Below are 24,085 nucleotides of genomic sequence, written 5' to 3'. Positions count from 1 at the left end.
ATAGCAAAATATGAAGAAAAAATCAAACAGCAGCAAATCATGTTTCTTCATAAAAAAGCAAATGAACTAAAAATGCAATTAATTGAATTATAGATAGTTGAAAGTAACGTCAATGGTAGGATGACGACCGTTCATAGTTGGCGTTCATGGTTGGTGTTGTGGAAATTAGAGTTAATCCACAAATCCGCCTCGAACTCGTCATTGCGAAGCTGATCCTTCATCAGCTGTGGCAATCTCATTTTTCTTGTTCCAATTAACGAGGTTAATCAAGATTGCAATCTCCACTAACAACTCCTTGCCTCTAAAAAAATCCCATTCTATTCGAATCCAGTTTCAAAAAGATAAACAGCAGAATTGTAAAACTCCAGAGTGATGAACCTCCATAACTGATTAAAGGCAGTGGAATGCCAATAACTGGAATAATGCCAATGGTCATTCCAATATTAATGAAAACGTGGAAGAAAAGAATGCAAGCCACACTATAACCATACACTCTAGAGAAAGTAGATCTCTGTCTTTCTGCCAGGTTAATTAACCTCAGTAGTAAAAAACTATATAAACCAATTACTACGGCACAACCTAAAAAGCCCCATTCTTCACCAATGGTCGAAAAAATAAAATCGGTACTTTGTTCGGGTACATAACCGTATTTGGTTTGTGTACCTTCTAAAAAGCCACGACCTGTAACCTGTCCCGACCCAATAGCTATTTGTGATTGAATAACATTGTAACCTGCACCTCTGTTATCTGTCTTTAAGCCTAGCATCAGTTCAATGCGGCTTCTCTGGTGTGGCGCCAACACTTTTTCGTAAGCTACTTTGATTAGAAAAAGATAACCTATGGCAAAAATTGTAACTAAAATTGTAGAGAAGATAATTTTCTGTTTCCTGCGGTTGTTGTAAATGAAAAGTCCTGCAATTACGGTTATAATCGTGATCAATATCCAAGTGGGAACGAGAAAATCGGCTACGAATAACACAATCATCCCTAAAAAAATCAGCAGAAAATAACCCGATAAACCTTCACGGTAAAGGGGGAACATAAAGGCAAGGAAAACGAGTGCTGAACCGGTATCAGGTTGAAGCATAATCAACAGCAGTGGTGCGCCCACAATTAAGGCAGCAATTGCAATGGATTTAAAATCCCTGAATTTGGGATTAAAACTTCCAACATAGCGGGCCAATAATAAAGCGGTACCAAATTTGGCAAATTCAGCTGGCTGCAATTTAAATGATCCTATGGCAATCCAGGCCTGATTACCCGCAACTTTGTTTCCAATCACCAATACCGCAAGGAGCAATACCAAAGTACCCCCATAAATGAATGGGGAGAAAACATTAAAAAGCCTTCCATCGAATAATAAAATGGATAAGCCCAAAATTAATCCTGAAATTACATAAATAAGCTGTTTGCCATAACTGCTTGTAAAATCAAAAACACCAGCTTTATCTGGATTATATATTGAAGCATAAATATTAACAAAACCAATGGTACACAGGGCGATATAGATTAAAACGGTAATCCAATCTACATTAAAAAAGAAACGGTTTCCCTGTTGTTGCTGCATCTTATTTTTCGGTTACAGGTTTTTCTAACTGAACTGTTTTATTTGGCTTTGGCTTAGTGGCAACACTTTGCTTTATGGTTGCAGATCTTATTCTTAAGCTATCCTTAACTTTTTTGGTTGAATCGGCTTTTTGAATCAATAAACTATCGGCCTTGGTAATGGCTTTTACAGGTTTTGTTTTATCTTTTAATACAGGCAAAAGATTTTGATTTTTCATCCATTCTACTTGTGCAGCCCTCGATCCCGTAACCGTTCCTTTTAAATACTTTTCGATCATGTAACTGGCAATTGGAGCAGCATAGGTACTTCCAAAACCTGCATTTTCTACAATTACAGCAATGGCGATTTTAGGATTGTCACGCGGCGCAAAACCAATAAACACCGAGTGGTTTTTCCCGTGTGGATTTTGTACCGTACCAGTTTTGCCGCAAAGCACTACATCAGGAATTCTTGATAAAATTGCTGTTCCCCACGGACTGTTCACACAATCCTGCATGCCATCAATTACCGGTTCGAAATGCTTTGTATCTATGCCTACGTAATTTTTATCAACATATTCCTTTTTAATTTTATCGCCCATTGCTCTAATTAAATGAGGTTTGATATAGTAACCCCGATTGGCAATAATGGCCATTGCATTGGCAATCTGTAATGGTGTGGCCGTAATTTCTCCCTGGCCAATGGCTTGAGAAATCACCGTAGTGTAGCCCCAGCGGTTATTGTAAATTTTATCGTAGTGATCGGAATTGTAAAAATATCCAGCTTTTTCGAAAGGTAAATCGATATCCAGTTTCTCACCAAAACCAAATTTTGCAATTTTATCACGCCAATCCTGATAGGTTTGACGCTGGTTTTTCATGCCATTTCTGGTAATCAACTTTTGAAATACGTGACAAAAATAAGTGTTACATGATCTGGCAATGCCTCTACGCATACTGATATTTCCATCAACGTGTTCGCATTTTACCTTATGATTTCCGGCCATGTAATAACCCGGACAGTTGAATGTGGTATTAACATCAATTACACCTTCCTGCAAACCAAGCAGTGCATCAATTGGCTTAAATGAAGATCCTGGGGGATATCTACCCTGAATAGGCCGAACCATAGAGGGTTTATAGGGATTTCCGATTAAACTCATGTAGTTGTTCCCCTGGCTTCTTCCCACTAATAAGTTGGGATCATAACCTGGGCTGCTGATAAAAGCCAGCACTTCGCCTGTGGCGGGCTCAATGGCCACAACTGCTCCCACTTTATTCATCATTAACTCTTCCCCGAGTTTTTGAATCCGCATATCAATGCCCGAAATTAAGCGCTCACCAGAAACGGCATTAATATCATATTTGCCATCGGCATAACTTCCCTGAGGCGTATTGTGCACATCGTAAACTGTATTTACAACACCCTTTTCGCCTCTTAAAATATCTTCGTAAGAACGTTCGATTCCACTTTTACCCTTATAATCTCCTGGTCGGTAGAAACCTTCCGATTTGGCAATATCTGCACTATCCACCTCTTTTACAAAACCAAAAAGCTGTCCGCCAACACTATCAGGATAATGCCTGATGGTTCTATCCTGCGTTCTAAAGCCAGGAAAACGGTAAAGAATTTCCTGTAAACGGGCATAACTCTGAACAGAAATCTGCTTTAAAAATGGAGTAGATTGATAGGTGGATTTTCCCCTGGCTTTACGTAAATTTTTTCGAACATCATCAACGGAAATTTCCAAGGCTTGTGCCAAAGCAAGTGTATCAAATGCTTTAACCTCGGTTGGAGTAACCATCAAATCGTAAACAGGCTCATTTTGAACTATCACTTTCCCATTGCGATCTAAAATTGCACCTCGGGCAGGATATTTATAAATTTTGCGCAAAACGTTACTTTCTGCAGAAACGAAAGCAGCATCGCTAATGATCTGGATATAAAATAATTTCCCTAGTAAAATAAGGGCGATTACAATAAATAATCCTTGAACGATATATTTTCGGTTAAATAATTGATCCATTAGCGGGATGTTCTTTTATAGAATATAAACTCTACCAATAAAATAATAAGCAGTGTAAAGATACAACTTAAGCCGCATCTCATTAAGGTATAGCCAATTTCGGTTAACCTAAATGTTTCTAAAAAGAACAGCACCAAGTGGTGAGCAAGCACACAAAGAAAAGCATAAAGAGAAAACCACTGGAAACCCATATAACTTAACGAAGGTTCAGGGTCGTCAATTGCATCTCGGTTTAAACTGATGGAAATAAAAGAAATTCTTACAAAGGCCAACACTACACATGCTGTAGCATGAACGCCCATGGTATCGTAAAATGCATCCAGTGTTAAGCCAGTTGCAAAAGCTAAAGTATATAATAAAATATTGGGTATGCCAAAAGGGAGAAGCAATAAGAAAAGTACATATACAAAAGGTGTAGAAAGATCATAAAAGCCCATGTTTTTGAGCAGAAATATCTGAACAAAAAGCAGCAGAACCCACCTGATTATATTTACAATTATTATTCTACTATTCATTTGGCTTAATTAAGCTCTCCAAAGCTTTTTGCTCTTCGGCTCGTTTATCTTTTATTACGTAAACATATTGTAACGTACTAAAATCGGTAAATAAATTTAACTCTCCCGATAAAAAGTTATCATTGGTGGGTACATTTGGTTTTGTAATCCTACCCACTAAAATCCCTTTTGGAAAAGAACCAAAGCCCGATGTAACTACAGAATCGCCCACCACCATTTTGATGTGATTGGGTACTTCTTTGATCAATGCTTTTTTGATGTCAAAATTCGAATCTCCCCACACTAAAGAGCCTAGAGCGGTATTCTTTTTGAGCATTACACTGATTCGGGTGTCTTTATGTAATAGTGATTGGATGGTTGCCAGGTGCTCAGAAACATCGCGAACCAAGCCTACCACACCACGCTGTGGCGCAATAACGGCCATTCCACTTTTTATTCCGTCTAAACTGCCTTTATTAATCGTCATCACGTTATTGCGAAGCGTGATGGAGTTTTTAATTACTTTTGCTGCTAAATAGGTATATTGTTGATTGGTAACAGTATCAATTACTTTTACATCTTTTGCTGTATCAACAGTAGTAAGATTTAGTAAATGTGTTTTTAATCTGGCGTTTTCGGCAGCCAAACTATCATTTACCATTCCTAAATTAAGGTATCTCTTAAAAACATTTAACCTCTCATAAGCGGTGCCCACAATTTCATTTGAAGAATTTAGGGTTACGCTACGCTGATAGGCATTGTTTTTTACCGTAAGATAAATTCCTATGATAAAAAAGATAATAAACAGGAAAAATGCGTTGTATCTGCTGATGAAAATCCAAAGGTTACGCATTTAAGTTCTAAGTTATAGGTAATACGTTGTAAGTCAAAAACGTAAAACGTAAAACTTACAACGTAAAACTTGATTATTGCATTAAAAATTTATAACCGCCAATGTTTTTAAGGGCGATGCCAGTTCCTCTAACTACGGCACGAAGTGGATCTTCGGCTACGTGAACTGGTAATTTTGTTTTGGCAGCAACACGTTTATCCAAACCTCTTAACAAAGCACCACCACCTGTTAAATAAATACCAGTCTGGTAAATATCGGCAGAAAGTTCCGGAGGTGTAATCTCCAACGCTTTTAGAATGGCTTCTTCAATTTTAGAGATTGATTTATCCAAACAATGCGCAATTTCAGTGTATGAAACCGTGATTTGTTTTGGTACGCCAGTCATTAAATCACGACCTTGAACCGCGAAATCAGCTGGAGCATCCTGTAATTCAGGTAAAGCTGCGCCCACTTCAATTTTAATTTTTTCAGCTGTACGGTCACCGATCATAATGTTGTGCTGGCGACGGATGTAATTCACAATATCAGAGTCGAAGTTATCTCCCGCAACGCGGATAGATTGATCACAAACGATACCCGATAAAGCGATTACCGCGATTTCTGTAGTACCACCACCGATATCGATGATCATATTGCCCATTGGTTCTTCTACATCAATTCCAATACCTACTGCAGCAGCCATCGGTTCGTGAATTAAATAAACCTCTTTAGCTCCGGCAATTTCAGCTGAATCCCGTACAGCACGTTTTTCAACTTCTGTAATACCCGAAGGAATACAAATCACCATACGTAAAGATGGAAACATCCAGCCTTTACCACCGTTCAGCATGCGGATCATACCTTTAATCATCGCTTCAGCAGCATTGAAATCAGCAATTACACCATCTTTAAGTGGACGAACAGTTTTAATATTATCGTGGGTTTTACCCTCCATTTGCATCGCCTGACGACCTATAGCGATTACTTTATTTGTAGTACGATCAAAAGCAACAATAGATGGTTCATCTACAACCACTTTGTCGTTATGTATAATCAGGGTATTCGCAGTACCTAAATCGATGGCAACTTCCTGCGTAAACCAATTGAATAATCCCATGTATGAGTTATATTTTCTTTAATTTGTTAAATCTATACTATTCCTAATGTAAAAATAGGATTTTTATTGTTTTAAGTTTGATTTTCATTATGCATTTCATTGCAATTAAATTATATGAAAATCAAAACCTGTAATTCATCGGTTCAAACAGTCCCGCTCTTTGTTATAATCTTTTTGAGGAAACTAATCAAAGTCATCCGGTGAATACCTGCCACATGCTAATATTCATGGGATGACTAAACCAGCATCAAAAAGTATTATCACTTCAATCGGGTTTATTTTACCTGGGTTTGGTTTTTCAAAATCCCGAGTAAGTGTCAGTCTGACAATGTTGTTTGTCTTTTGACAGGCTCAGGATGACAATTTTGTTATTCTTTCGACAAGCTCAGGATGACAATTTTGTTATTCTTTCGACAGGCTCAGGATGACAATGTTGTTTGTCCTTCGACAAGCTCAGGATGACAGATATGCTAAACCTTAAACCTTCCGCCTTTTACCTTTTTAGTGTTTAAAATGTCTCACACCAGTAGTTACCATTGCAATGCCTTTTTCATTTGCTTTCGCTACAGAATCTGCATCTTTAATTGATCCACCTGGCTGTAAAACTGCTGTTATGCCTGCATCAGCAGCAATTTCAACGCAATCAGGAAAAGGGAAGAAAGCATCAGAAGCCATTGCACTTCCTTTAACGCTGAAACCAAATGATGCCGCTTTTTCAATGGCTTGTCTCAATGCATCAACGCGTGAAGTTTGACCAACACCACTTGCTATCAACACATCATCTTTAACCAGAACGATGGTATTTGATTTAGTGTGTTTTACAATTTTATTGGCGAAGTGCAAATCTTTCAATTCCTGTTCTGTTGGTGCTTTTTCGGTTACTGTTGTCATCTGCTCCGGACCTTCGATAATTAAATCTTTATCCTGCTCAATTACACCGTTTAATAAAGTTTTGAATTGTTTTTTGCTCAAATCAACGTTATTGCGTTGCAAAATCACACGGTTTTTCTTTTTGCTAAACAATTCCACCGCTTCGGGCTGATAAGATGGCGCAATTAAAACTTCGAAAAATAAATTATTAATTTCTTCAGCCGTTGCTAAATCAACCTCTACATTGGTGATCAATACTCCGCCAAAAGCCGAAACCGGATCGCATCCCAATGCATCAATCCAGGCTTGCTTAACCGTAGGGCGAGAAGCAATACCACAAGCATTTGTATGTTTTAAAATTGCGAAAGTTGGATCTTCGAATTCATCAATTAAAGCTACGGCAGCATCTACATCCACTAAATTATTATAAGAAAGTTCTTTTCCGTTTAATTTAGTAAACATGGCATCTAAATCGCCATAAAATACTGCACCCTGATGTGGATTCTCGCCATAACGCAGGGTTTTAGCATCCGTTACACTTTGCTTGAAAACTTCAATTGGCTCTTCCTGGTTGAAATAGTTGAAGATTGCCGTATCGTAATGAGAAGAAGTATGGAAAGCTGTTTTAGCAAAGGCTTTACGTTGTGCCAGAGTAGTTTCGCCATTTTGCGCCTCTAATTGTGCCTGTAAAGTAGGGTAGTCGTTTTTCGATGCAATGATTACCACATCGTTAAAGTTTTTCGCAGCAGCACGAATAAGTGAAATGCCACCGATATCAATTTTTTCGATAATTTCTTCTGGCGTTCCACCTGCTTTTACGGTTTCCTCGAAAGGGTATAAATCAACAATAACCAAGTCGATTTCAGGGATTTCATATTCTGCAATCTGTTCCTGATCGCCAGCTAAAGCCCTGCGGTTTAAAATTCCACCGAAAACTTTTGGGTGCAAAGTTTTTACACGTCCACCTAAAATTGACGGATAACCTGTTAAATCTTCAACTGCCGTTACTGGTAAATTTAAATCTTTGATAAATTGCTCTGTTCCACCGGTAGAGAATAATTGCACACCTTGGGCGGCTAATAATTTTACCAATGGTTCCAAACCATCTTTATAATATACTGAAATTAAAGCGTTTTTGATTTTAATGGGTTGACTCATTCTACTGTAAATTTTGAGCCGCAAAGGTAGTAAAACGCGATGGTTTTTTTGGTATGTTAAGCAGGTAAAAAATGATTATGTTATTTGAAGAACATTCGAAGTAAACTTGTCTTTCAGCTGAAGGATATTAAAAGCAAATATTCTTGTCTTGTTTTTTGCAATAACGAATAAACTTAAACGAGCAACAATATATTATTCCTTCCGTATCACGTTATAATTTGGCGATAACAATTCGATGCCAGCGGTATTAAGTTCGTCTTGAATGTGTTCCAAGAGGCTGCTGTAAATCAGGGCCTGTTTGCCTGCTTCATGTGTATAGGCATTAATCTGGTAGGAAACGTAGAAATCGTTAAGCTTGGTTTGTAATACAAATGGTTTAGGTTCTGATATAATGAAATCGGTTTTCAGCGCTGCATTTATGAGCATTTCATAAGCTTTTTGCCAAGGCACATCATAACCGAGCGTAACTTCGTAGTGTATAATAAGTCCGTTAATTTTAGCCTGACTAGAGTAATTTACGGTGCTGCTGGAAAGTACCATTGAATTTGGGACCGTTACGTCTTCGTTCTTGATCGTTCTGATGCGGGTAACCAGCATTGTCTTTTCGATAATATCGCCAATTACCTCGCCAATTTTTACCCTGTCGCCAATGCGAAAAGGGCGCATATAGGTAATCACTAATCCAGCAACAATATTGGTTATGGCACTCGATGAACCCAGAGAAATTAATATCCCCAGAAAAACAGAAACCCCTTGAAATGCCGCTGACCCTGAACCCGGTAAATAAGGGAAGATAATAACCAGCATAAAGGCATAAAGAATAAATCTTAAAATGTTAAAAGTTGGAACCGACCATTCGGGATGAAAACCATTGATCTGGATATTGCTTCGTTTTACTTCATTAAAAAAATACCGGATTGCTTTAAGGGTAAATTTAAAGATGAAGTAGATCACCAGAATGGTAAACAGGTTCGGTAAATAAGTTACAACGCCATTTAAAGCAATTTTTAATGGACCTAAAATCCAGTTAAGTAAAGTGCTTGTCCAGCTTTCTGTTTCTGGAAACACACTAAAAAGCAAAGGCAGTGAGAGGTAAATCAAGATCAAGGTAACAAGTAGTCTAACTGCACCATTTATCTTTAGAAAAATGAGTTCAAGATCTTTGGCAGGAATAACTTTTATGGAACCAAGTTTTAGTCCGGCTTTTAGCTTTTGCGTACGGGTGATGATGTATTTTTGAATTTGTCTGAACACCCAATTAATCAGCGCCACCATGATAATGAGTAGGATGAGAATCAAAATTACCAAGCCAATTCTTTTCGCCCAGTTTACCAGGCTATGTGATTCCCTTTCACTTTTTATGGATCTTTTGATTGTGATCAGGTATTCTTCCGCCAGTTTCGCATTTGTTTTCCCAAACCATAAGCCATCTAAATTTGAAATCGTCATGATAATTTCCTGGTTTTTATAAACGATATCGAAATTATCTGTTGAAGATTTTATTTGTAATGAATCTGGAGTGTAAAAGGCATCCTCGTAAAGGTTGTTGATTTTTTTAGCAATAGCTGAGGCCCTTTCACGTGCACTAAAAGATCCCGTTCTGGTGTATATACTGAATAACGTATCATGATTTAGCACTATGGGATAACCTTGGGCATGAACTTTGAGTTTTTTAATTTCTTCTGCCTGTGCAATATTTCTAAGCGAATCACTAATGGCGATCTTTCGGAGCTTTTCTTCAAGTTCACGTGTTTTAGATTTGTCGCCAACTGCATTTCGGAGTTGCTCTTCCAGCTGAATTTTTACCAGGGAGTCTATTTGCTTTTGCTGCTGATCTTTGATGAGTTTTACCTCGTTGATGGCTAAACTTTCTTTGGTAAGCGTATCTGTAGTTTGCTGCGCTAACAGGTTAAAGCCAGTTGAAAATGTTAAAATGAAAAGGAAGATCAGCTTTTTGTATCTCATTTAATTTTAGGTGCTTCTATTTTATCTTTATTGACTTAGACCGTTTTTTCTGATTGTTTATTGTACAAAGATAATCGTAATTGTGCCAGTTGAAAATATGATTGAACTGATTTTTTGCAATGCATTTTAAGCAGCGTGATCGATGATGAAAGCTTTGTATCTAACCCCTCTGTTCATTGTCATTGCGAGGCCCAGGTATGGACGAGCCGAAGCAATCCCTTCAAAAACCTACTTCAACTTGTCATCCTGAACTTGTCGAAGGACTTTTATTCATCTCCCTCAGTTCATTGTCATTGCGATTTTATTTTACAACCATAGTTGTGCATCACAAATCAATTCAGTCATCCAAAAAGCTAGAGACATGCATACCTTTAATTTGAGGTACTGGATGAGGTGCACAGAGACTGTAGCTGAAGTGAATAAGCAACTTGTAGAAATCGAAAAGAAAATTACGGATGTCAAAAAAAGGCATAAAGAGTTTTTGAACGAGTTGGGGTTGTCAGGTATTTAATATCAACTTAAATAGTGTTTATATTGAAATATGATTTGAATATAAATTAGATTAATCAGTATTTGGAACGCTAATATAGATTCAACACTAAAAACAAATCGCTTCGCTGGCAGGTATTACTTATATTTGGGTTTTCGATTTTATGAAGCAACTGTACATCTTTATTTTTTCGGTTCTTATTAGTGCTTACAGCCAGGCACAGCAGGCATTAAAAGTTAATGCTATTTACAAGATAGTTTATTGGCGTTCTGCAGATGGGAAGCCGAAAGAAGACCGAAACCCAACGGTTGTAATTGCCGCTGAGCAGCAGAACTTATTAACGAACGAAAGTATATTGGCCAAGCAGGCCAAATATCCTCATGAGCAAAGCCTGATTACCAAACCGGGGAACATCCTGTTTCAGCTGGCCGATTTAAGTAAAAATGATCAGCTTTCCACTTCAGATAGCACTACTATTGCGAAACAGGTTTTCGAATTCAGTAATGAGACGAAAGTGATTTTAGGTTACACTTGCAAAAAGGCAAAAACCATTGTAAACTCGAATACCATTGAATTGTGGTATACAACAGAAGCGAGTATAAAGGCCGCACCAACGGTTCTGGGGCAAGACCTAGGTTTGGTTTTAGAGCAGGTGCGCAATGGCAACAGTTTTACGACGGCTACTAAAATTGAAGAAGTAAAAAGCATAAAGCCAATAGATTTGACCAGGCTCAGGCTTATAGATGGTTTATCGTATAAAGATTTGCTTTGGAAGAGTCGATTTACCACCCTAAGTGTGTTTAATAATCAAACCATTAATTTTATAGATAAACCGCAGTCTACGGATTCTATTTTCAGGTTTGCCGGCGGAACGGTTATCGCCCGGAAGGTGAAATTCCCAGAATTAACTGCTAATACAAATGTATTTGTGGATTTAACAGAGCAGTCAAAAGGCGATGCTTACGACAGGACAGGTTCTGTGTTTATTATCCCTACGGATAAGCCGCTTAGTTTAATGAATGCGCTTGAAAATTCTGTTAAAGTTTTGCCTGTTTACGATAACGGAAATGGTAAAACCTACCAGGGTGTAGTTGCAACGCCAAATTACAGTCCGGTAATTGAAGTGATGCGGTTTTTCACGCCATTTGGGGTTGGGCAATACAACTATCTAAAATTGAAGGATAAGAAATGGGCAGATCGGGTTTATTACAGGCAGGACGTTTCAGAATTATTTCCACTTGTTAATGGAAAGGAAGTTTGGATTGCGGTTTTTATTGGCAATTATGATAAGGGCGGACATAAAATTTCATTGAATATTACGTTGCACAATGCAGGGCGGGAGAAGGTGGATAAAGCCCTGATTTTGCCGTTATTTAATTCGACAAATGTGATGGAAATGGCCGGACAGGAATATGCAACTATGTTCAGTAGTGATAAAGGCCTGGAAGTTTCATTCACTTTAATTAAAGATGTTAAAGATGCCAAATTGCGTTATATCACCACTGGTCATGGCGGCTGGGGTGGCGGAGATGAGTTTGTGCCCCGTAAAAATACGATCTGGCTTGATGGGAAAGAAGCTTTTGCATTTATTCCCTGGCGACAGGATTGTGGCTCTTACCGGCTGTCAAACCCGGCATCTGGCAATTTCGAAACCGGATTATCATCATCCGATTTAAGCCGTTCTAATTGGTGTCCAGGAACGGTTACCAACCCGAATATAATTAGTTTGGGAGATTTAAAGGCAGGAGACCACACGATAAAAGTGACCATTCCAATGGGTCTGCCGCAGGGTTCGAGTTCAAGCGCCTGGAATGTTTCGGGCGTTTTGCTCGGTAAAGAGTAATTTATTCTGTAGTATCTTCAGTAATTTTTTCAATAGCATAAACCATTCGCCTTTAATTCCCCGCCAACAAAATAAAGGTTGAAGTGGATATGGAATCAAGGATGAGTTCGAAAAGTTGTTAATAATTATTTCTTTATCTTCTTTACCAAAGTCTCCACAATTCGGGGGTAATGCAAATGTTCCAATTGCTGGCCTTTAAATTTGACCATTTCCAGGTTATCGCCCTTGTCTATTTTGTATTTGGCTTGATAAATATATTCGCCCTCATCATAATTTTCATCCACATAATGAATGGTAATGCCGCCTTCATTTTCGCCTGCTGCCATTACAGCATGGTGTACATGATCGCCATACATTCCTTTTCCGCCAAACTTTGGTAAAATTGCAGGGTGAATATTAATGATTCTTCCCGGGTAGGCTGCGATTAAATTTTGAGGAATGAGCCATAAGAAACCAGCCAGTACAATAAAATCAATATCTAAATTCTTGAGTAAATCGATGATCTCTTCCGTTTTGTAAAATTCCTGTTTATCGAAAATATGCGATGGAATTTCAAAGTTATCAGCTCTTTGTAAAACATAGGCATCGGCATTATTGGTTAACACTAAAGAAATTTCGATGTCGTTACTGCGTTTAAAATGCTCCATTAGTTTTTGGGCATTGGAGCCAGAACCGGATGCAAAGATGGCTATTCGTTTTTTCACTCAAAATCGTTTTGTCCAAAAATAGTATTTTTACGCATGTTTTCTGTATAGAAGTTTATTTTTATTACGTTGCGCTAATGTGTTATTAATGAATAAATTTAACGTATTTTTGTAGCTGAAAAAGGGGCAGGTATTGATGTGGATAAAAAAATTAAATTCTTTTGTAATTTAAAAACATAAACTCTATATTTGCAACCCGAATTATAGGAAACGATTAAGAAAAAATAAAAGGCTAAATAGAAATGGCAAATCATAAATCTTCATTAAAAAGAATTAGAGCAAACGCTACAAAACGTTTACGTAACAGATATCAGGCAAAAACTACCCGTACTTTCATCAAGAGATTACGTGCTGCAGAAGATAAAAAATCTGCTTCAGATTTATTGCCTAAAGTAATCTCTATGTTAGATCGTTTAGCTAAAAAGAACATCATTCACAAAAACAAAGCAGCTAACAACAAATCGAAATTAACGAAATTCGTTAACGGTTTAGCATAAGCTAAAGTTTTTTACGATATTAGTAAAAGGCATCCCAACCAAACGTTGGGATGCCTTTTTTTTGCGTAAAAAATTATGGAAGCATACGATCAAAAGTTAGGGATAAAGTTATGGGCTGAAGAATACCGGCCCAGAGAAAAATTGTTGCAACATGGTCGCAGGCATTTAACTGATGCCGAATTGATTGCTATTTTAATTGGTTCTGGAAATAGAACTGAAACTGCTGTAGATTTGAGCAAGCGGATTCTGGCTTTTTATGAAAACAACCTCACCAAGTTGGGTAAAGCTTCTATACAGGATCTCTCCAGATTTAAAGGCATAGGCGAAGCTAAAGCCATTTCGATAGTGGCTGCTTTAGAGCTGGGGCTTCGAAGAAAAGAAACCAAGGAAGAACAGCTTACGCAAATTACAGCATCGAGCGATGTTTATAAATATCTCCACCACACCTTTGCCGATCTCAATCATGAAGAATTCTGGATTTTATTGCTCAACCGATCCAATCATATTATCGGGAAGCATTTAATTAGCAAGGGTGGCCAGGCCGGAACGGTGGCCGACCCAAAAATTATCTTTAAAGTAGCCTTAGAAAATAACGCAGCCTACATCGTTCTGGCACATAACCATCCATCGGGAAATTTAAAACCCAGCGAAAGCGATAATAAAATTACAAAAGACCTGGTGGCATCAGGAAAAATGCTTGGGCTTTATGTGGTTGATCATTTAATCTTCGCTAACCATAATTATTACAGTTATAAAGATGAGGATGTAATTTAAAACATCGATTTATGGCAGTTGTTACCCTGATTTATTTTAAGGTTTTTACAAAGCATGAATTGTTTTAAAGATATTGTATAACAATTTGACTACTTAAAACGCTATTAACACTAAATTAGTAATATTGGCAAATTGAAAATTAAATCATCTTATGAAAAGTTTTAAACTTATACTTTCACTCGTATTACTCTCTACGATGGCTTTGGCCCAAAAAAAGGCTATGCCCATTAATATCATCACATATAACATTCGCTTAAATGTGGCATCTGATGGTGTAAATGCCTGGCCAAACCGAAAAGATAATGTGAAGGCCCTGGTGAAATTTCACGACGCAGATATACTTTGTGTACAGGAAGCTTTACCAGAACAATTTGATGCCTTACTGGAAAATTCAAATTTTGATGTGGTTGGCGTTGGTCGCGAAGATGGCAAACGCAAAGGCGAATTTTCTGCTGTATATTTTGATAAAGATCGCTTTACCAAAAAGGATGGTGGAACTTTTTGGCTTTCAGAAACGCCAGATGTGCCATCGAAAGGATGGGATGCTGCTTTGAACCGGGTTTGCAGCTGGGTACGCCTTTACGATAAAATCAATAAAAAAGAATTCCTGGTATTTAATACGCATTACGATCATATTGGTGTGCAGGCCCGAATTGAATCGGCTAAATTATTGAAGCAAAAAATACAGCAGATTGCGCCAGCCTTACCCGTGGTATTTACCGGCGATTTAAACGTAACGCCCGAAACCGAAGCCATCACAACCATAAAATCATTTTTAACCGATGCAAAAGAAATCAGCCAGGAGCTGGCCTATGGTCCGAATGGAACCTTTAATGCTTTCGATTTTAACAGCGATTTAAAAAACAGAATTGATTATATATTTGTGAATAAAGGCTTTAAGGTTCAAAAATTTGCTGTTTTAAGCGATAGTAAGGATAAAAAATATCCATCAGATCATTTGCCGGTTTTCGCCAGACTTTGGTTTTAAATGTATAAATATTGAAATCTAATTCGCCTTTCCCTTTTCAGTTCGAGCTTTTTGGTAATCTGTATCACTACCATTATCTCTTTGAAACCCTTGCTTTTATTATAGGTGTTAGGGTTTACTATTATTTAAAGAAAGGTATTTCAGATCCTATATCAGATGAAAACCGATTGTGGATTATGCTTGGTGCCATGTTGGGCGCTTTAATTGGCTCGCGTGTGGTGGCCGTTTTGGAAACACCAGAAGTAGTAGCCCATTTAAGTTTTTCTGTACTTTATCAAAGCAAAACCATTGTAGGTGGTTTGTTGGGTGGCTTATTTGGTGTGGAAATTATTAAAAAGATCATTAGCGTAAATATAGCTTCTGGAGATATTTATGTTATCCCAATTTTAACTGCTTTATTTATAGGGAGAATTGGATGTTTTTCGATGGGTATTGATGAGCCAACGTATGGGATTCCAACCTCTTCGTTATTTGGTATGGATTTAGGCGATGGTATTGAGAGGCATCCCATAATGCTCTATGAAATGTTTTATTTGGTGGTACTTCTTATCTTTTTCAGATCCATAAAAAATAAAAAGCTCATCAATGGAGATCGATTTAAATTGTTCATGATTCTGTATTTTCTTTTTCGTTTTCTGGTTGAATTTATAAAACCATATCAACCATTATTCTTAAATTTAAGCAGTATTCATTGGTCGGCATTGCTGATTTTTGCGTATTATTATCAATTCATCATCAGAATATCGAAGTCTATTTTTATCAGATCGCAACATTATGGCTAATACGAGAGATTATATTTATTACGATTATACCAAAAGTTTATGTCCTGAATGCCTGATGCTTTGCGATGCCAAAATCGTGTTTCAGGATGCCAAGGTTTTTATGCTCAAAAACTGTAAAACCCATGGCGATAGTAAAGTAATGATTGCGGATGATGTTGAATATTACAAGCAAATCAGGAATTACAATAAGCAATCAGAAATGCCGCTGAAGTTTAACACGAAGGTGCATTATGGTTGTCCTTACGATTGTGGTTTATGTACCGACCATGAGCAACATTCCTGTTTAACTGTGCTCGAGGTAACCGATCGTTGTAATCTGGCTTGTCCGACTTGCTACGCCATGTCGTCGCCACATTATGGCAGGCACCGAACATTGGCAGAAATTGAGCGAATGATGGATGTGGTAGTTGAAAATGAAGGTGAGCCAGATGTGGTTCAGCTCTCTGGAGGCGAACCCACAGTACATCCCGAATTTTTTAAAATACTGGATTTAGCCAAAACCAAACCCATTAAACATTTAATGGTGAATACAAACGGGATTAGAATTGCAAAAGACATTCATTTCGTCGAAAAGCTGGCTTCGTACATGCCAGATTTTGAAATTTATCTGCAGTTTGATAGTTTTAGTCCGGAAGTTTTAACCAAAATGAGGGGTGAAGATTTAACCGAGGTGAGAAAGAAAGCTATCGATCATTTAAACCAGTTTAATGTTTCTACAACATTAGTGGTAACGCTTCAGAATGGATTGAATGACCATGAGATTGGCGATATTTTAGATTATGCACTTAAACAGCGCTGCGTTCGCGGGGTAACTTTTCAGCCAACGCAAGTGGCAGGGCGAAATGATTATTACAATGATCAGAAGGGGAGAATAACATTAACAGAGGTTCGCAGGAAGATTTACGAACAATATCCCATATTTACGCCACAGGATTTAATTCCTGTTCCATGTAACCCTGATGCACTTTGTATGGCTTATGCCCTAAAAATTGGCGATGAGGTTATTCCAATGACTCACTTGATCAATCCGGAAGATTTATTGAATAACTCGAAGAATACTATCGTTTTTGAACATGATGAAAAGCTTAAGGAACACATGTTAAACTTATTTAGTACGGGTGTATCAGTAGATTGCGCCGAAGATACGTTTGGAGAATTAATGTGCTGTTTGCCAAGAGTAAAGTCTGATCATTTAAGCTACGATAATCTCTTCCGGATTATCATTATGAATTTTATGGATCCGCTTGATTTTGATGTTAGAGCTGTTAAAAAATCATGCGTTCATATTGTAAGTGATAAATATAAAATGGTGCCGTTTGAAACGATGAATATTTTTTATCGTGATCATAAAATTGATACCATAAGGGAAAAACTAAATATGAATTGATATGATTATTATTCTGTTATTTCTATACGGACTTGCCATTGTTGGTTTATTCATAGCGGGCATCATTACGATCATTGTAAAATCGTCAAATAACCAACCGACTAAAACTGGTGTGCAGATGCTTATTGCCTCCATTATCTTGGTTGTAATTGGTGGGGGTGCCTGTGCTGTATTGCTTGCAAACGGATAAGACATGGAAATATTTATACTTTATTGGCTTGCAGTGGTTATCCTGTTTATTGTTGGGGTGATTCAGGTGATTGTAAAATCTACCAAGAATGAATCTGTAAAACCTGGTCTGAAATTAATAATTGCTTCGGTAATTATGGTGGTTATTGGGGCAGGTGCTTGTGCTGTAATTTTATCAAATTTGAGTATTGGTAGGTAGTGTTTTTGGTTTGGGTGGAGCCGAGAAATCTTTAGACTAACACCAATTATAATCGAGCTCAAGCGAACACTTTCCATAATGATTTCGCCATTGCGAGGTACGAAGCAATCTTACTGCGATAGCAATGCGATCGTTTAGTTCCTCATTAATACAAACCTAATTAGTGTTGCATATCCAACAAAAAAATAGATTGCTTCAGCTTACACAATCCCGGCTTCGCAATGACGCTCCTATTATTGTTTTTGCCTTCCCACAGATGGCGTGGGTACGACAGTCGGGCTAGACTTTTCGGGAAAGCAATTTCCTCATGGAATAATCTTCCTTAAATTTAAAAAAAAGGTAGTCTTAATAAATAAAATTATAAATCATTCTGTTTTTCAATTTCTAAAACCTTTCGTCTTTAAATATTATCTTTGCGTTTTATAATTCTTGAATAGCTATTTTAGGCATGATATATCTCAAATCTCATGACTCGAATCTCAAATCTTAATAAATGAAAATATCATATAACTGGTTAAAACAATTCGTTCAAATAGATAAAACGCCTGCCGAGCTTTCTTTGATCCTAACTAACATTGGTTTGGAGGTAGAAAGTGTTGATCAAGTTCAGCCAGTTGTGGGTGGGCTTGAAGGACTTGTTATTGGCGAGGTTTTAACCTGCGTTCAACATCCTAACGCCGATCGTTTACGTGTTACCACTGTAAATGCTGGCGGAAAAGAAACTTTACAAATTGTTTGTGGTGCGCCTAACGTTGCTGCCGGACAAAAAGTTGTAGTTGCAACAGTTGGTACAACGGTTTATCCTCTGGAGGGCGAGCCTTTTAAAATTAAGGAATCGAAAATTAGGGGAGAGGTTTCGCAGGGAATGATTTGTGCCGAAGATGAAATTGGCTTGGGGAAATCTCACGATGGGATTATGATCTTAGCTGATGATACCGAAATCGGAATTCGTGCCAAAGATCATTTTAAAATGGATGATGATTACGTTTTCGAAATTGGTTTAACGCCAAACCGTGCCGATGCGGCTTCGCATTTAGGTGTGGCCAGAGATTTGGCCGCATATTTCAGAAGTGAATATGAAATGCCCGATCTTTCTGCATTCAAAACGGATAACGAAAATTTAGTTATCCCCGTTGAGGTTGATGATTCGGAAGCTTGTCCGCGATACAGTAGCTTAACAATTTCTGGCGTTACCGTTACAGATTCGCCAGATTGGTTAAAAGATAAATTAAAAGTGATTGGTCTTCGCCCGATTAATAATGTGGTGGATATTACCAATTATGTTTTGCATGGTTTAGGTCAGCCGCTACATGCATTCGATGCCGATAAAATCAATGGCGGAAAAGTAATTGTAAAGAAAGTTGCAGAAGGAACACCATTTGTTACTCTTGATGATGTAGAGCGTAAATTGAGTGCGGATGATTTGATGATTTGTAATGCCGATGCGCCGATGTGTATTGCAGGTGTTTTTGGTGGCAAAACTTCAGGTGTTGATACCGAAACAAAAAACATCTTTTTAGAAAGTGCTTATTTCAATTCGGTTTCGGTGCGTAAAACAGCAAAGCGATTTGCGTTGAAAACAGATGCTTCTTTCCGCTACGAGCGTGGAACTGATCCGGAAATTACCGTTACGGCTTTAAAATATGCAGCTTTATTAATTAAGGAATTGGCAGGTGGAGAAATCTCCTCATCCATTTCTGACATCTATCCAAGCCATGTCAAGCCATTTGAGTTCGAGGTAAGTTATACCAATATTAATAAATTAATTGGTGCAAATATTCCATCAGCAGAAATCAAGCATATTATTACTGCTCTGGGCATTAGCGCAACCAGTACATCTGATGATACGCTGGCGTTGAGGGTTCCATCATTTAAGGTAGATGTAACACGTGAATGCGATATTACGGAGGAGGTTTTGAGGATTTATGGTTACAACAATATCGAAATTCCATCGAAAGTAAATGCATCATTATCATATAGTGTTAAGCCTGAAAAAGAAAATACGCACAATGTAATTGCTGATCTGCTATCGGCAAATGGCTATGCCGAGATCATGTGCAACTCCTTAACAAAATCTACCTATTCTAAAAATCTGGATGAGGCAGTTTTTATCTTGAATCCTTTAAGTAGCGATTTAAATGTGATGCGCCAAAACCTGTTGATGCCAGCTTTGGAAAGCGTTGCTTATAACCAGAACCGTAAGAATGCTGATGTAAAGTTTTTTGAGTTCGGCAAAACTTATCATCTAATCAATGAAAAATATGTGGAGCGCCCGAGGTTATTATTGTTGATCTCTGGAGCAAAGCAAGGCGAACAATGGAACCAAAATTCTAAATCAGCAAGTTTCTATAATTTAAAATCTGCTGTTGATGCAATCATTTCCCGCTTAGGAATTTCCAGTTATCAAACCGATACTTTGAATGATGATTACTTTGCCTATGGCATTAAGTATTTCCGTGGCGATAAAACCATAGTAAGTTTTGGTGCTGTAAGTAAGGCTGATCGTAAAGTTGCTGATGTGAATGCAGCTGTTTTTTATGCAGATTTTGATTGGGCAGGAATTCTTGATATCGTAAAGAAAAATAAAATCGTTAACAAAGAGGTTTCGAAATATCCTCAGGTGCGTAGAGATTTATCTTTATTAATAGATCAGGCCGTAACCTTCGATACCTTAAAAGGGATTGCATTTAAAACAGATAAAAAGCTGATTAAAGAGGTAGGTGTTTTTGATGTTTATGTAGGTGATAAATTACCCGAGGGTAAAAAATCTTATGCACTGAATTTTATTTTGCAAGATGAGGAGCAAACTTTAACCGATAAGCAGATTGAGCATACCATGCAAAAACTAATCGCGAATTTAACCCAGCAAGCGGGCGCAGAAATTAGGAAATAAAATTTAAATTCGTATTTTTAGAAATAAATTCATGACTTCTGTTGCAGATCAATTAGATAAAGTACTACATAAAACAGCTCAATTAATTGAGTTATGTAATGCACTACAAGAAGAAAATGATTTATTAAAGCTTGAAAATCAATCGTTAAAAGTTGCGCTTGATACTTCAAAAGTTAAAAATGTAGAACTTGATGAAAAATTAAGGGTTACAAAATTGGCTAAAAGTATAGAGGGCACAAGTGAAAAATCGCTTGATATAAAACAGAAAATTAACGATTTTGTGCGGGAGATTGATAAGAGTATTGCATTGTTAAAAAAATAAATGATGCAGATTAATCAGAAACTAAGCTAACAAATGGGAGAAATCTCGATTAAAATAACCATTTCCGATCGTATTTATCCGTTAAAGGTAAATACAGAAGAGGAAGAAATTGTGAGACGGGCAGCTAAAATGATCAATGAGCGCATTAAGGATTATCAAGATAATTATGCGGTTAGAGATAAGCAGGATCTTCTTTCTATGGCAGTTTTGCATTATGCAACCGCCGTATTAAGAACGGAAAACAAAGTACAAAGCCAGGATACCGCTGTTGCCGATAAGGTTGAAGAATTGGATGTTTTACTCAATGGTTTTTTCACAAAATAAAAAGGTTCGTTCTTTTTAAGTATTCGTCATTTGGCGCAAGCCAAAATTTAATTAATAATATGCTGAAATAAATTCAGCATGACGATAGCTTATAATTATTAGCATAAAAACATAGCCGCGGCTAGTTTTTTGAGTTTCAAATTTATAAAACTTAACACTTCAATATCTATGGGGTTAAGAGGGCGTATTTCATCTGCTTTATGCACCTGAAAATGGCTTAAATCCCAATTATGCTTAGTTGAGGTTTAAAATGATGAGACTTTAAAAAAATTAGTTGCGGTTTTTTTTTACTTAAAAAACAAAATGGAGATAACGGAAATTCTAGGATACATATTTGCCCTAATAGCAGGCTTAGGTATCGGTATAGCGGTGGGCAGGTTCCTGCTGCGTAACTTATTGAAGGGGCAGGAAGTAGCAGCCCAAAATAAGGTTAAAAAGATTTTAAAAGATGCAGAAAACAATGCAGAGATTTTAAAAAAGAATAAGCTTTTAGAAGCAAAAGAGAAATTTTTGCAGTTGAAGGCAGAGCATGAGCAAGAAGTGAATGCAAAAAATAACACGATAAACCAGCGTGAAAATACCATGAAGCAGAAAGAGCAATCGGTAAATCAGCGCATGGAAAACTTCAACAAAAAAGAGCAGGAGCTAGATAAGCAAAAAGTTAACCTAGAGAAACAAACAGAACTTGCTGTTAAAAAACAAGAAGAAGTTGAAGTATTAAAAAATCAACATTTAACTCAATTGGAAACTATTGCCGGCTTATCTGCAGAAGAAGCAAAAAACCAATTGGTAGATAATTTAAAGGAAGTTGCCCGTACGCAAGCCATGATCCAAATTAAGGATATTGTGGATGAGGCAAAACTTACTGCCAGCAAGGAAGCGAAAAAAGTGGTGATCCAAACCATTCAGCGTACCGCAACCGAGGCAGCAATTGAAAACTCGGTTTCTATTTTTCATATTGAAAGTGATGAAATTAAAGGTCGTGTAATTGGCAGAGAGGGTAGAAATATTCGTGCTTTAGAAGCGGCTACTGGTATCGAAATTATTGTTGATGATACACCTGAAGCCATTATCTTATCTGGTTTTGATCCGGTGAGAAGAGAAATTGCCCGTTTGGCTTTGCATCGTTTGGTAACGGATGGTCGTATCCACCCGGCCCGTATTGAAGAGATTGTTGCTAAAACGAAAAAGCAAATTGAGGATGAGATTGTAGAAATCGGCGAGCGTACAGTAATTGATTTAGGTATCCACGGTTTACATCCAGAACTGATTCGTATGGTTGGCCGTATGCGTTACCGTTCATCTTATGGACAAAACCTTTTACATCACTCGCGTGAGGTAGCTAATTTCTGTGCTACTATGGCTGCAGAATTGGGCTTAAATGCGAAGATGGCAAAACGTGCTGGTTTACTTCACGATATTGGTAAAGTGCCTGATGATAATCCTGAATTGCCACACGCTATTTTGGGTATGCAACTGGCCGAAAAATATAAAGAACATCCAGAAATTTGCAATGCCATTGGTGCTCACCACGACGAAATTGAAATGACGTCGATGATTTCGCCAATTATCCAGGCTTGTGATGCGATTTCAGGTGCTCGCCCGGGTGCACGTAGAGAAGTGGTAGAAAGCTACATTAAACGATTGAAAGATCTTGAAGAGTTGGCACTTTCTTATCCAGGTGTAGAAAAAACTTTTGCCATCCAGGCAGGTAGGGAATTGCGTGTTATTGTAGAAAGTGAAAGAATCACAGATGCACAGGCAGAATTGTTAGCGGCTGATATTTCAACCCGTATTCAGACAGAGATGACTTATCCTGGTCAGATTAAAGTAACCGTTATTCGCGAAACACGTTCGGTAGCTTTTGCGAAGTAAAGAAGGTGATTACACTGATTTTACGCTAATGCGATTGATTACACAGATTATGAGATTAAATTGATTGTGTTAATGTTATTTTAGTTTGCGACCTCACGAAATGATATATATTTAAGCGATGGATTTTCCATCGCTTTTTTTGTTTTGGGTTTTCCATAGATTATAAAGTTTCTCACTAAATCTTATCGGAATGATTTACCATTTCTGTCATTGCGAGATAGATTGCTTCGTACCTCGCAATGACGATACGCTTATGATAACAGTATCTCCAACATTTTTTCATAATTTTACATCATGAGCAAGCCAACGATACAAATTGAACCTAAACGCCCTGTTGATGTACTTTTTGATAAGTATGCGGAGAGCCATCAAAATTCAACCAATAAACTGGTTCACTGGATTTGTGTTCCTTTAATCGTTTTCAGTTTACTCGGCTTGATTTGGCAAATTCCATTTCCTCATATTGGTTTTTTAGGCAGTTACAATGGCTTTTTCAATTGGGCATCGTTTTTATTGGCTTTCAGTTTATATTATTATTTCACACTTTCTCCAGTATTATTTTTCTTGATGATTTGGGTAGTGGGTTTAATGAGTTATATTATCGTAAAGATAGAGCAGGCTGTTGGTTTGGGTAGTGGTACAGCTTATGCCATTTATGCTGCTATATTTGTAGCCGCCTGGGTCGGTCAATTCATCGGGCATAAAATTGAAGGTAAGAAGCCATCATTTTTAGATGATGTTAAGTTCCTGTTAATTGGTCCGATTTGGTTATTGCACTTTATATGCAAGAAAGTGGGTATAAAATACTAA

Annotated in this window: 21 protein-coding genes; 13 read left to right on the top strand and 8 right to left on the bottom strand. The window is 37.5% G+C overall.

From position 1 onward, the window contains the following. Positions 1 to 301: 301 nt before the first annotated feature. The 7 genes from rodA to LUA91_RS05625 form a co-directional block, all read right to left on the bottom strand. Positions 302 to 1,567 (bottom strand): rod shape-determining protein RodA, encoded by a 1,266-nt coding sequence (rodA, locus tag LUA91_RS05655; RefSeq protein ID WP_231425044.1) that lies wholly within the window; start codon positions 1,565 to 1,567, stop codon positions 302 to 304. A 1-nt stretch (position 1,568) separates the two neighbouring features. Continuing rightward, positions 1,569 to 3,572, bottom strand: coding sequence for a penicillin-binding protein 2 (gene mrdA / locus LUA91_RS05650; RefSeq protein ID WP_231425043.1), 2,004 nt, complete (start codon positions 3,570 to 3,572; stop codon positions 1,569 to 1,571). Next, on the bottom strand, positions 3,572 to 4,087 hold the full coding sequence (locus LUA91_RS05645) for a rod shape-determining protein MreD (protein ID WP_231425042.1): 516 nt from the start codon (positions 4,085 to 4,087) through the stop codon (positions 3,572 to 3,574). Before LUA91_RS05645 ends, mrdA begins: the two co-directional genes overlap by 1 nt. Beyond that, positions 4,080 to 4,919, bottom strand: coding sequence for a rod shape-determining protein MreC (mreC, locus tag LUA91_RS05640; RefSeq protein WP_231425041.1), 840 nt, complete (start codon positions 4,917 to 4,919; stop codon positions 4,080 to 4,082). The genes LUA91_RS05645 and mreC overlap by 8 nt, the downstream gene beginning before the upstream one ends. Positions 4,920 to 4,992: 73 nt before the next feature. Further along, positions 4,993 to 6,015 carry a rod shape-determining protein gene (locus LUA91_RS05635; protein ID WP_010601761.1) on the bottom strand — a complete coding sequence of 341 codons (1,023 nt, stop codon included), beginning with the start codon at positions 6,013 to 6,015 and terminating at the stop codon, positions 4,993 to 4,995. A 501-nt stretch (positions 6,016 to 6,516) separates the two neighbouring features. After that, a complete protein-coding gene (gene purH, locus LUA91_RS05630; protein WP_231425040.1) occupies positions 6,517 to 8,043 on the bottom strand; it encodes a bifunctional phosphoribosylaminoimidazolecarboxamide formyltransferase/IMP cyclohydrolase in 1,527 nt (508 codons plus the stop codon). A 192-nt stretch (positions 8,044 to 8,235) separates the two neighbouring features. After that, the gene (locus LUA91_RS05625) at positions 8,236 to 10,008 is read right to left on the bottom strand and encodes a mechanosensitive ion channel family protein (RefSeq protein WP_231425039.1); all 1,773 of its coding nucleotides are present in this window, start codon (positions 10,006 to 10,008) and stop codon (positions 8,236 to 8,238) included. 653 nt (positions 10,009 to 10,661) lie between these two features. On the opposite strand from LUA91_RS05625, the gene LUA91_RS05620 reads away from it, so the two are divergent. Beyond that, a complete protein-coding gene (locus LUA91_RS05620) occupies positions 10,662 to 12,341 on the top strand; it encodes a PNGase F N-terminal domain-containing protein (RefSeq protein ID WP_231425038.1) in 1,680 nt (559 codons plus the stop codon). A gap of 125 nt (positions 12,342 to 12,466) precedes the next feature. Here LUA91_RS05620 and purN read toward each other — a convergent pair whose 3' ends face one another. Then, positions 12,467 to 13,045 carry a phosphoribosylglycinamide formyltransferase gene (gene purN, locus LUA91_RS05615; protein ID WP_231425037.1) on the bottom strand — a complete coding sequence of 193 codons (579 nt, stop codon included), beginning with the start codon at positions 13,043 to 13,045 and terminating at the stop codon, positions 12,467 to 12,469. 242 nt (positions 13,046 to 13,287) lie between these two features. Here purN and rpsT point away from each other — a divergent pair, with 242 nt between their 5' ends. From rpsT to LUA91_RS05555, 12 genes are all read left to right on the top strand, one after another. Next, complete coding sequence (gene rpsT, locus LUA91_RS05610) at positions 13,288 to 13,542, top strand: 30S ribosomal protein S20 (protein ID WP_010603296.1); 255 nt, start codon at positions 13,288 to 13,290, stop codon at positions 13,540 to 13,542. Positions 13,543 to 13,617: 75 nt separating this feature from the next. After that, a complete protein-coding gene (gene radC, locus LUA91_RS05605) occupies positions 13,618 to 14,316 on the top strand; it encodes a DNA repair protein RadC (RefSeq protein WP_231425036.1) in 699 nt (232 codons plus the stop codon). Positions 14,317 to 14,467: 151 nt separating this feature from the next. Next, the gene (locus tag LUA91_RS05600; RefSeq protein ID WP_231425035.1) at positions 14,468 to 15,304 is read left to right on the top strand and encodes an endonuclease/exonuclease/phosphatase family protein; all 837 of its coding nucleotides are present in this window, start codon (positions 14,468 to 14,470) and stop codon (positions 15,302 to 15,304) included. Between the two features lie 11 nt (positions 15,305 to 15,315). Then, on the top strand, positions 15,316 to 16,086 hold the full coding sequence (locus tag LUA91_RS05595; RefSeq protein ID WP_231425034.1) for a prolipoprotein diacylglyceryl transferase: 771 nt from the start codon (positions 15,316 to 15,318) through the stop codon (positions 16,084 to 16,086). After that, entirely contained in the window at positions 16,079 to 17,473 is a 1,395-nt protein-coding gene (locus tag LUA91_RS05590; protein WP_231425033.1) for a radical SAM protein, read from the top strand. The genes LUA91_RS05595 and LUA91_RS05590 overlap by 8 nt, the downstream gene beginning before the upstream one ends. 1 nt (position 17,474) lies before the next feature. After that, complete coding sequence (locus LUA91_RS05585) at positions 17,475 to 17,663, top strand: hypothetical protein (protein WP_231425032.1); 189 nt, start codon at positions 17,475 to 17,477, stop codon at positions 17,661 to 17,663. Positions 17,664 to 17,666: 3 nt separating this feature from the next. Next, positions 17,667 to 17,861 (top strand): hypothetical protein, encoded by a 195-nt coding sequence (locus LUA91_RS05580; RefSeq protein WP_231425031.1) that lies wholly within the window; start codon positions 17,667 to 17,669, stop codon positions 17,859 to 17,861. A 493-nt stretch (positions 17,862 to 18,354) separates the two neighbouring features. After that, entirely contained in the window at positions 18,355 to 20,754 is a 2,400-nt protein-coding gene (gene pheT, locus LUA91_RS05575; RefSeq protein ID WP_231425030.1) for a phenylalanine--tRNA ligase subunit beta, read from the top strand. A gap of 31 nt (positions 20,755 to 20,785) precedes the next feature. Beyond that, positions 20,786 to 21,076, top strand: coding sequence for a hypothetical protein (locus tag LUA91_RS05570; protein WP_231425029.1), 291 nt, complete (start codon positions 20,786 to 20,788; stop codon positions 21,074 to 21,076). Positions 21,077 to 21,109: 33 nt separating this feature from the next. Further along, complete coding sequence (locus LUA91_RS05565) at positions 21,110 to 21,400, top strand: cell division protein ZapA (RefSeq protein WP_231425028.1); 291 nt, start codon at positions 21,110 to 21,112, stop codon at positions 21,398 to 21,400. Between the two features lie 303 nt (positions 21,401 to 21,703). Then, the gene (gene rny / locus LUA91_RS05560; RefSeq protein WP_231425027.1) at positions 21,704 to 23,275 is read left to right on the top strand and encodes a ribonuclease Y; all 1,572 of its coding nucleotides are present in this window, start codon (positions 21,704 to 21,706) and stop codon (positions 23,273 to 23,275) included. Positions 23,276 to 23,569: 294 nt separating this feature from the next. Beyond that, complete coding sequence (locus tag LUA91_RS05555; protein WP_231425026.1) at positions 23,570 to 24,085, top strand: DUF962 domain-containing protein; 516 nt, start codon at positions 23,570 to 23,572, stop codon at positions 24,083 to 24,085.

Source organism: Pedobacter sp. Leaf250, assembly GCF_920984735.1.
GTDB lineage: Bacteria > Bacteroidota > Bacteroidia > Sphingobacteriales > Sphingobacteriaceae > Pedobacter.
This window is presented reverse-complemented; position numbering and strand designations above follow the sequence as displayed.

Coding starts and splice junctions, on each gene's coding strand:
- rodA (WP_231425044.1), bottom strand. CDS start 1,567: ATGCAGCAACAACAGGGAAACCGTTTCTTTTTTAATGTAGATTGGATT.
- mrdA (WP_231425043.1), bottom strand. CDS start 3,572: ATGGATCAATTATTTAACCGAAAATATATCGTTCAAGGATTATTTATT.
- LUA91_RS05645 (WP_231425042.1), bottom strand. CDS start 4,087: ATGAATAGTAGAATAATAATTGTAAATATAATCAGGTGGGTTCTGCTG.
- mreC (WP_231425041.1), bottom strand. CDS start 4,919: ATGCGTAACCTTTGGATTTTCATCAGCAGATACAACGCATTTTTCCTG.
- LUA91_RS05635 (WP_010601761.1), bottom strand. CDS start 6,015: ATGGGATTATTCAATTGGTTTACGCAGGAAGTTGCCATCGATTTAGGT.
- purH (WP_231425040.1), bottom strand. CDS start 8,043: ATGAGTCAACCCATTAAAATCAAAAACGCTTTAATTTCAGTATATTAT.
- LUA91_RS05625 (WP_231425039.1), bottom strand. CDS start 10,008: ATGAGATACAAAAAGCTGATCTTCCTTTTCATTTTAACATTTTCAACT.
- LUA91_RS05620 (WP_231425038.1), top strand. CDS start 10,662: ATGAAGCAACTGTACATCTTTATTTTTTCGGTTCTTATTAGTGCTTAC.
- rpsT (WP_010603296.1), top strand. CDS start 13,288: ATGGCAAATCATAAATCTTCATTAAAAAGAATTAGAGCAAACGCTACA.
- radC (WP_231425036.1), top strand. CDS start 13,618: ATGGAAGCATACGATCAAAAGTTAGGGATAAAGTTATGGGCTGAAGAA.
- LUA91_RS05600 (WP_231425035.1), top strand. CDS start 14,468: ATGAAAAGTTTTAAACTTATACTTTCACTCGTATTACTCTCTACGATG.
- LUA91_RS05590 (WP_231425033.1), top strand. CDS start 16,079: ATGGCTAATACGAGAGATTATATTTATTACGATTATACCAAAAGTTTA.
- LUA91_RS05585 (WP_231425032.1), top strand. CDS start 17,475: ATGATTATTATTCTGTTATTTCTATACGGACTTGCCATTGTTGGTTTA.
- LUA91_RS05580 (WP_231425031.1), top strand. CDS start 17,667: ATGGAAATATTTATACTTTATTGGCTTGCAGTGGTTATCCTGTTTATT.
- pheT (WP_231425030.1), top strand. CDS start 18,355: ATGAAAATATCATATAACTGGTTAAAACAATTCGTTCAAATAGATAAA.
- LUA91_RS05570 (WP_231425029.1), top strand. CDS start 20,786: ATGACTTCTGTTGCAGATCAATTAGATAAAGTACTACATAAAACAGCT.
- LUA91_RS05565 (WP_231425028.1), top strand. CDS start 21,110: ATGGGAGAAATCTCGATTAAAATAACCATTTCCGATCGTATTTATCCG.
- rny (WP_231425027.1), top strand. CDS start 21,704: ATGGAGATAACGGAAATTCTAGGATACATATTTGCCCTAATAGCAGGC.
- LUA91_RS05555 (WP_231425026.1), top strand. CDS start 23,570: ATGAGCAAGCCAACGATACAAATTGAACCTAAACGCCCTGTTGATGTA.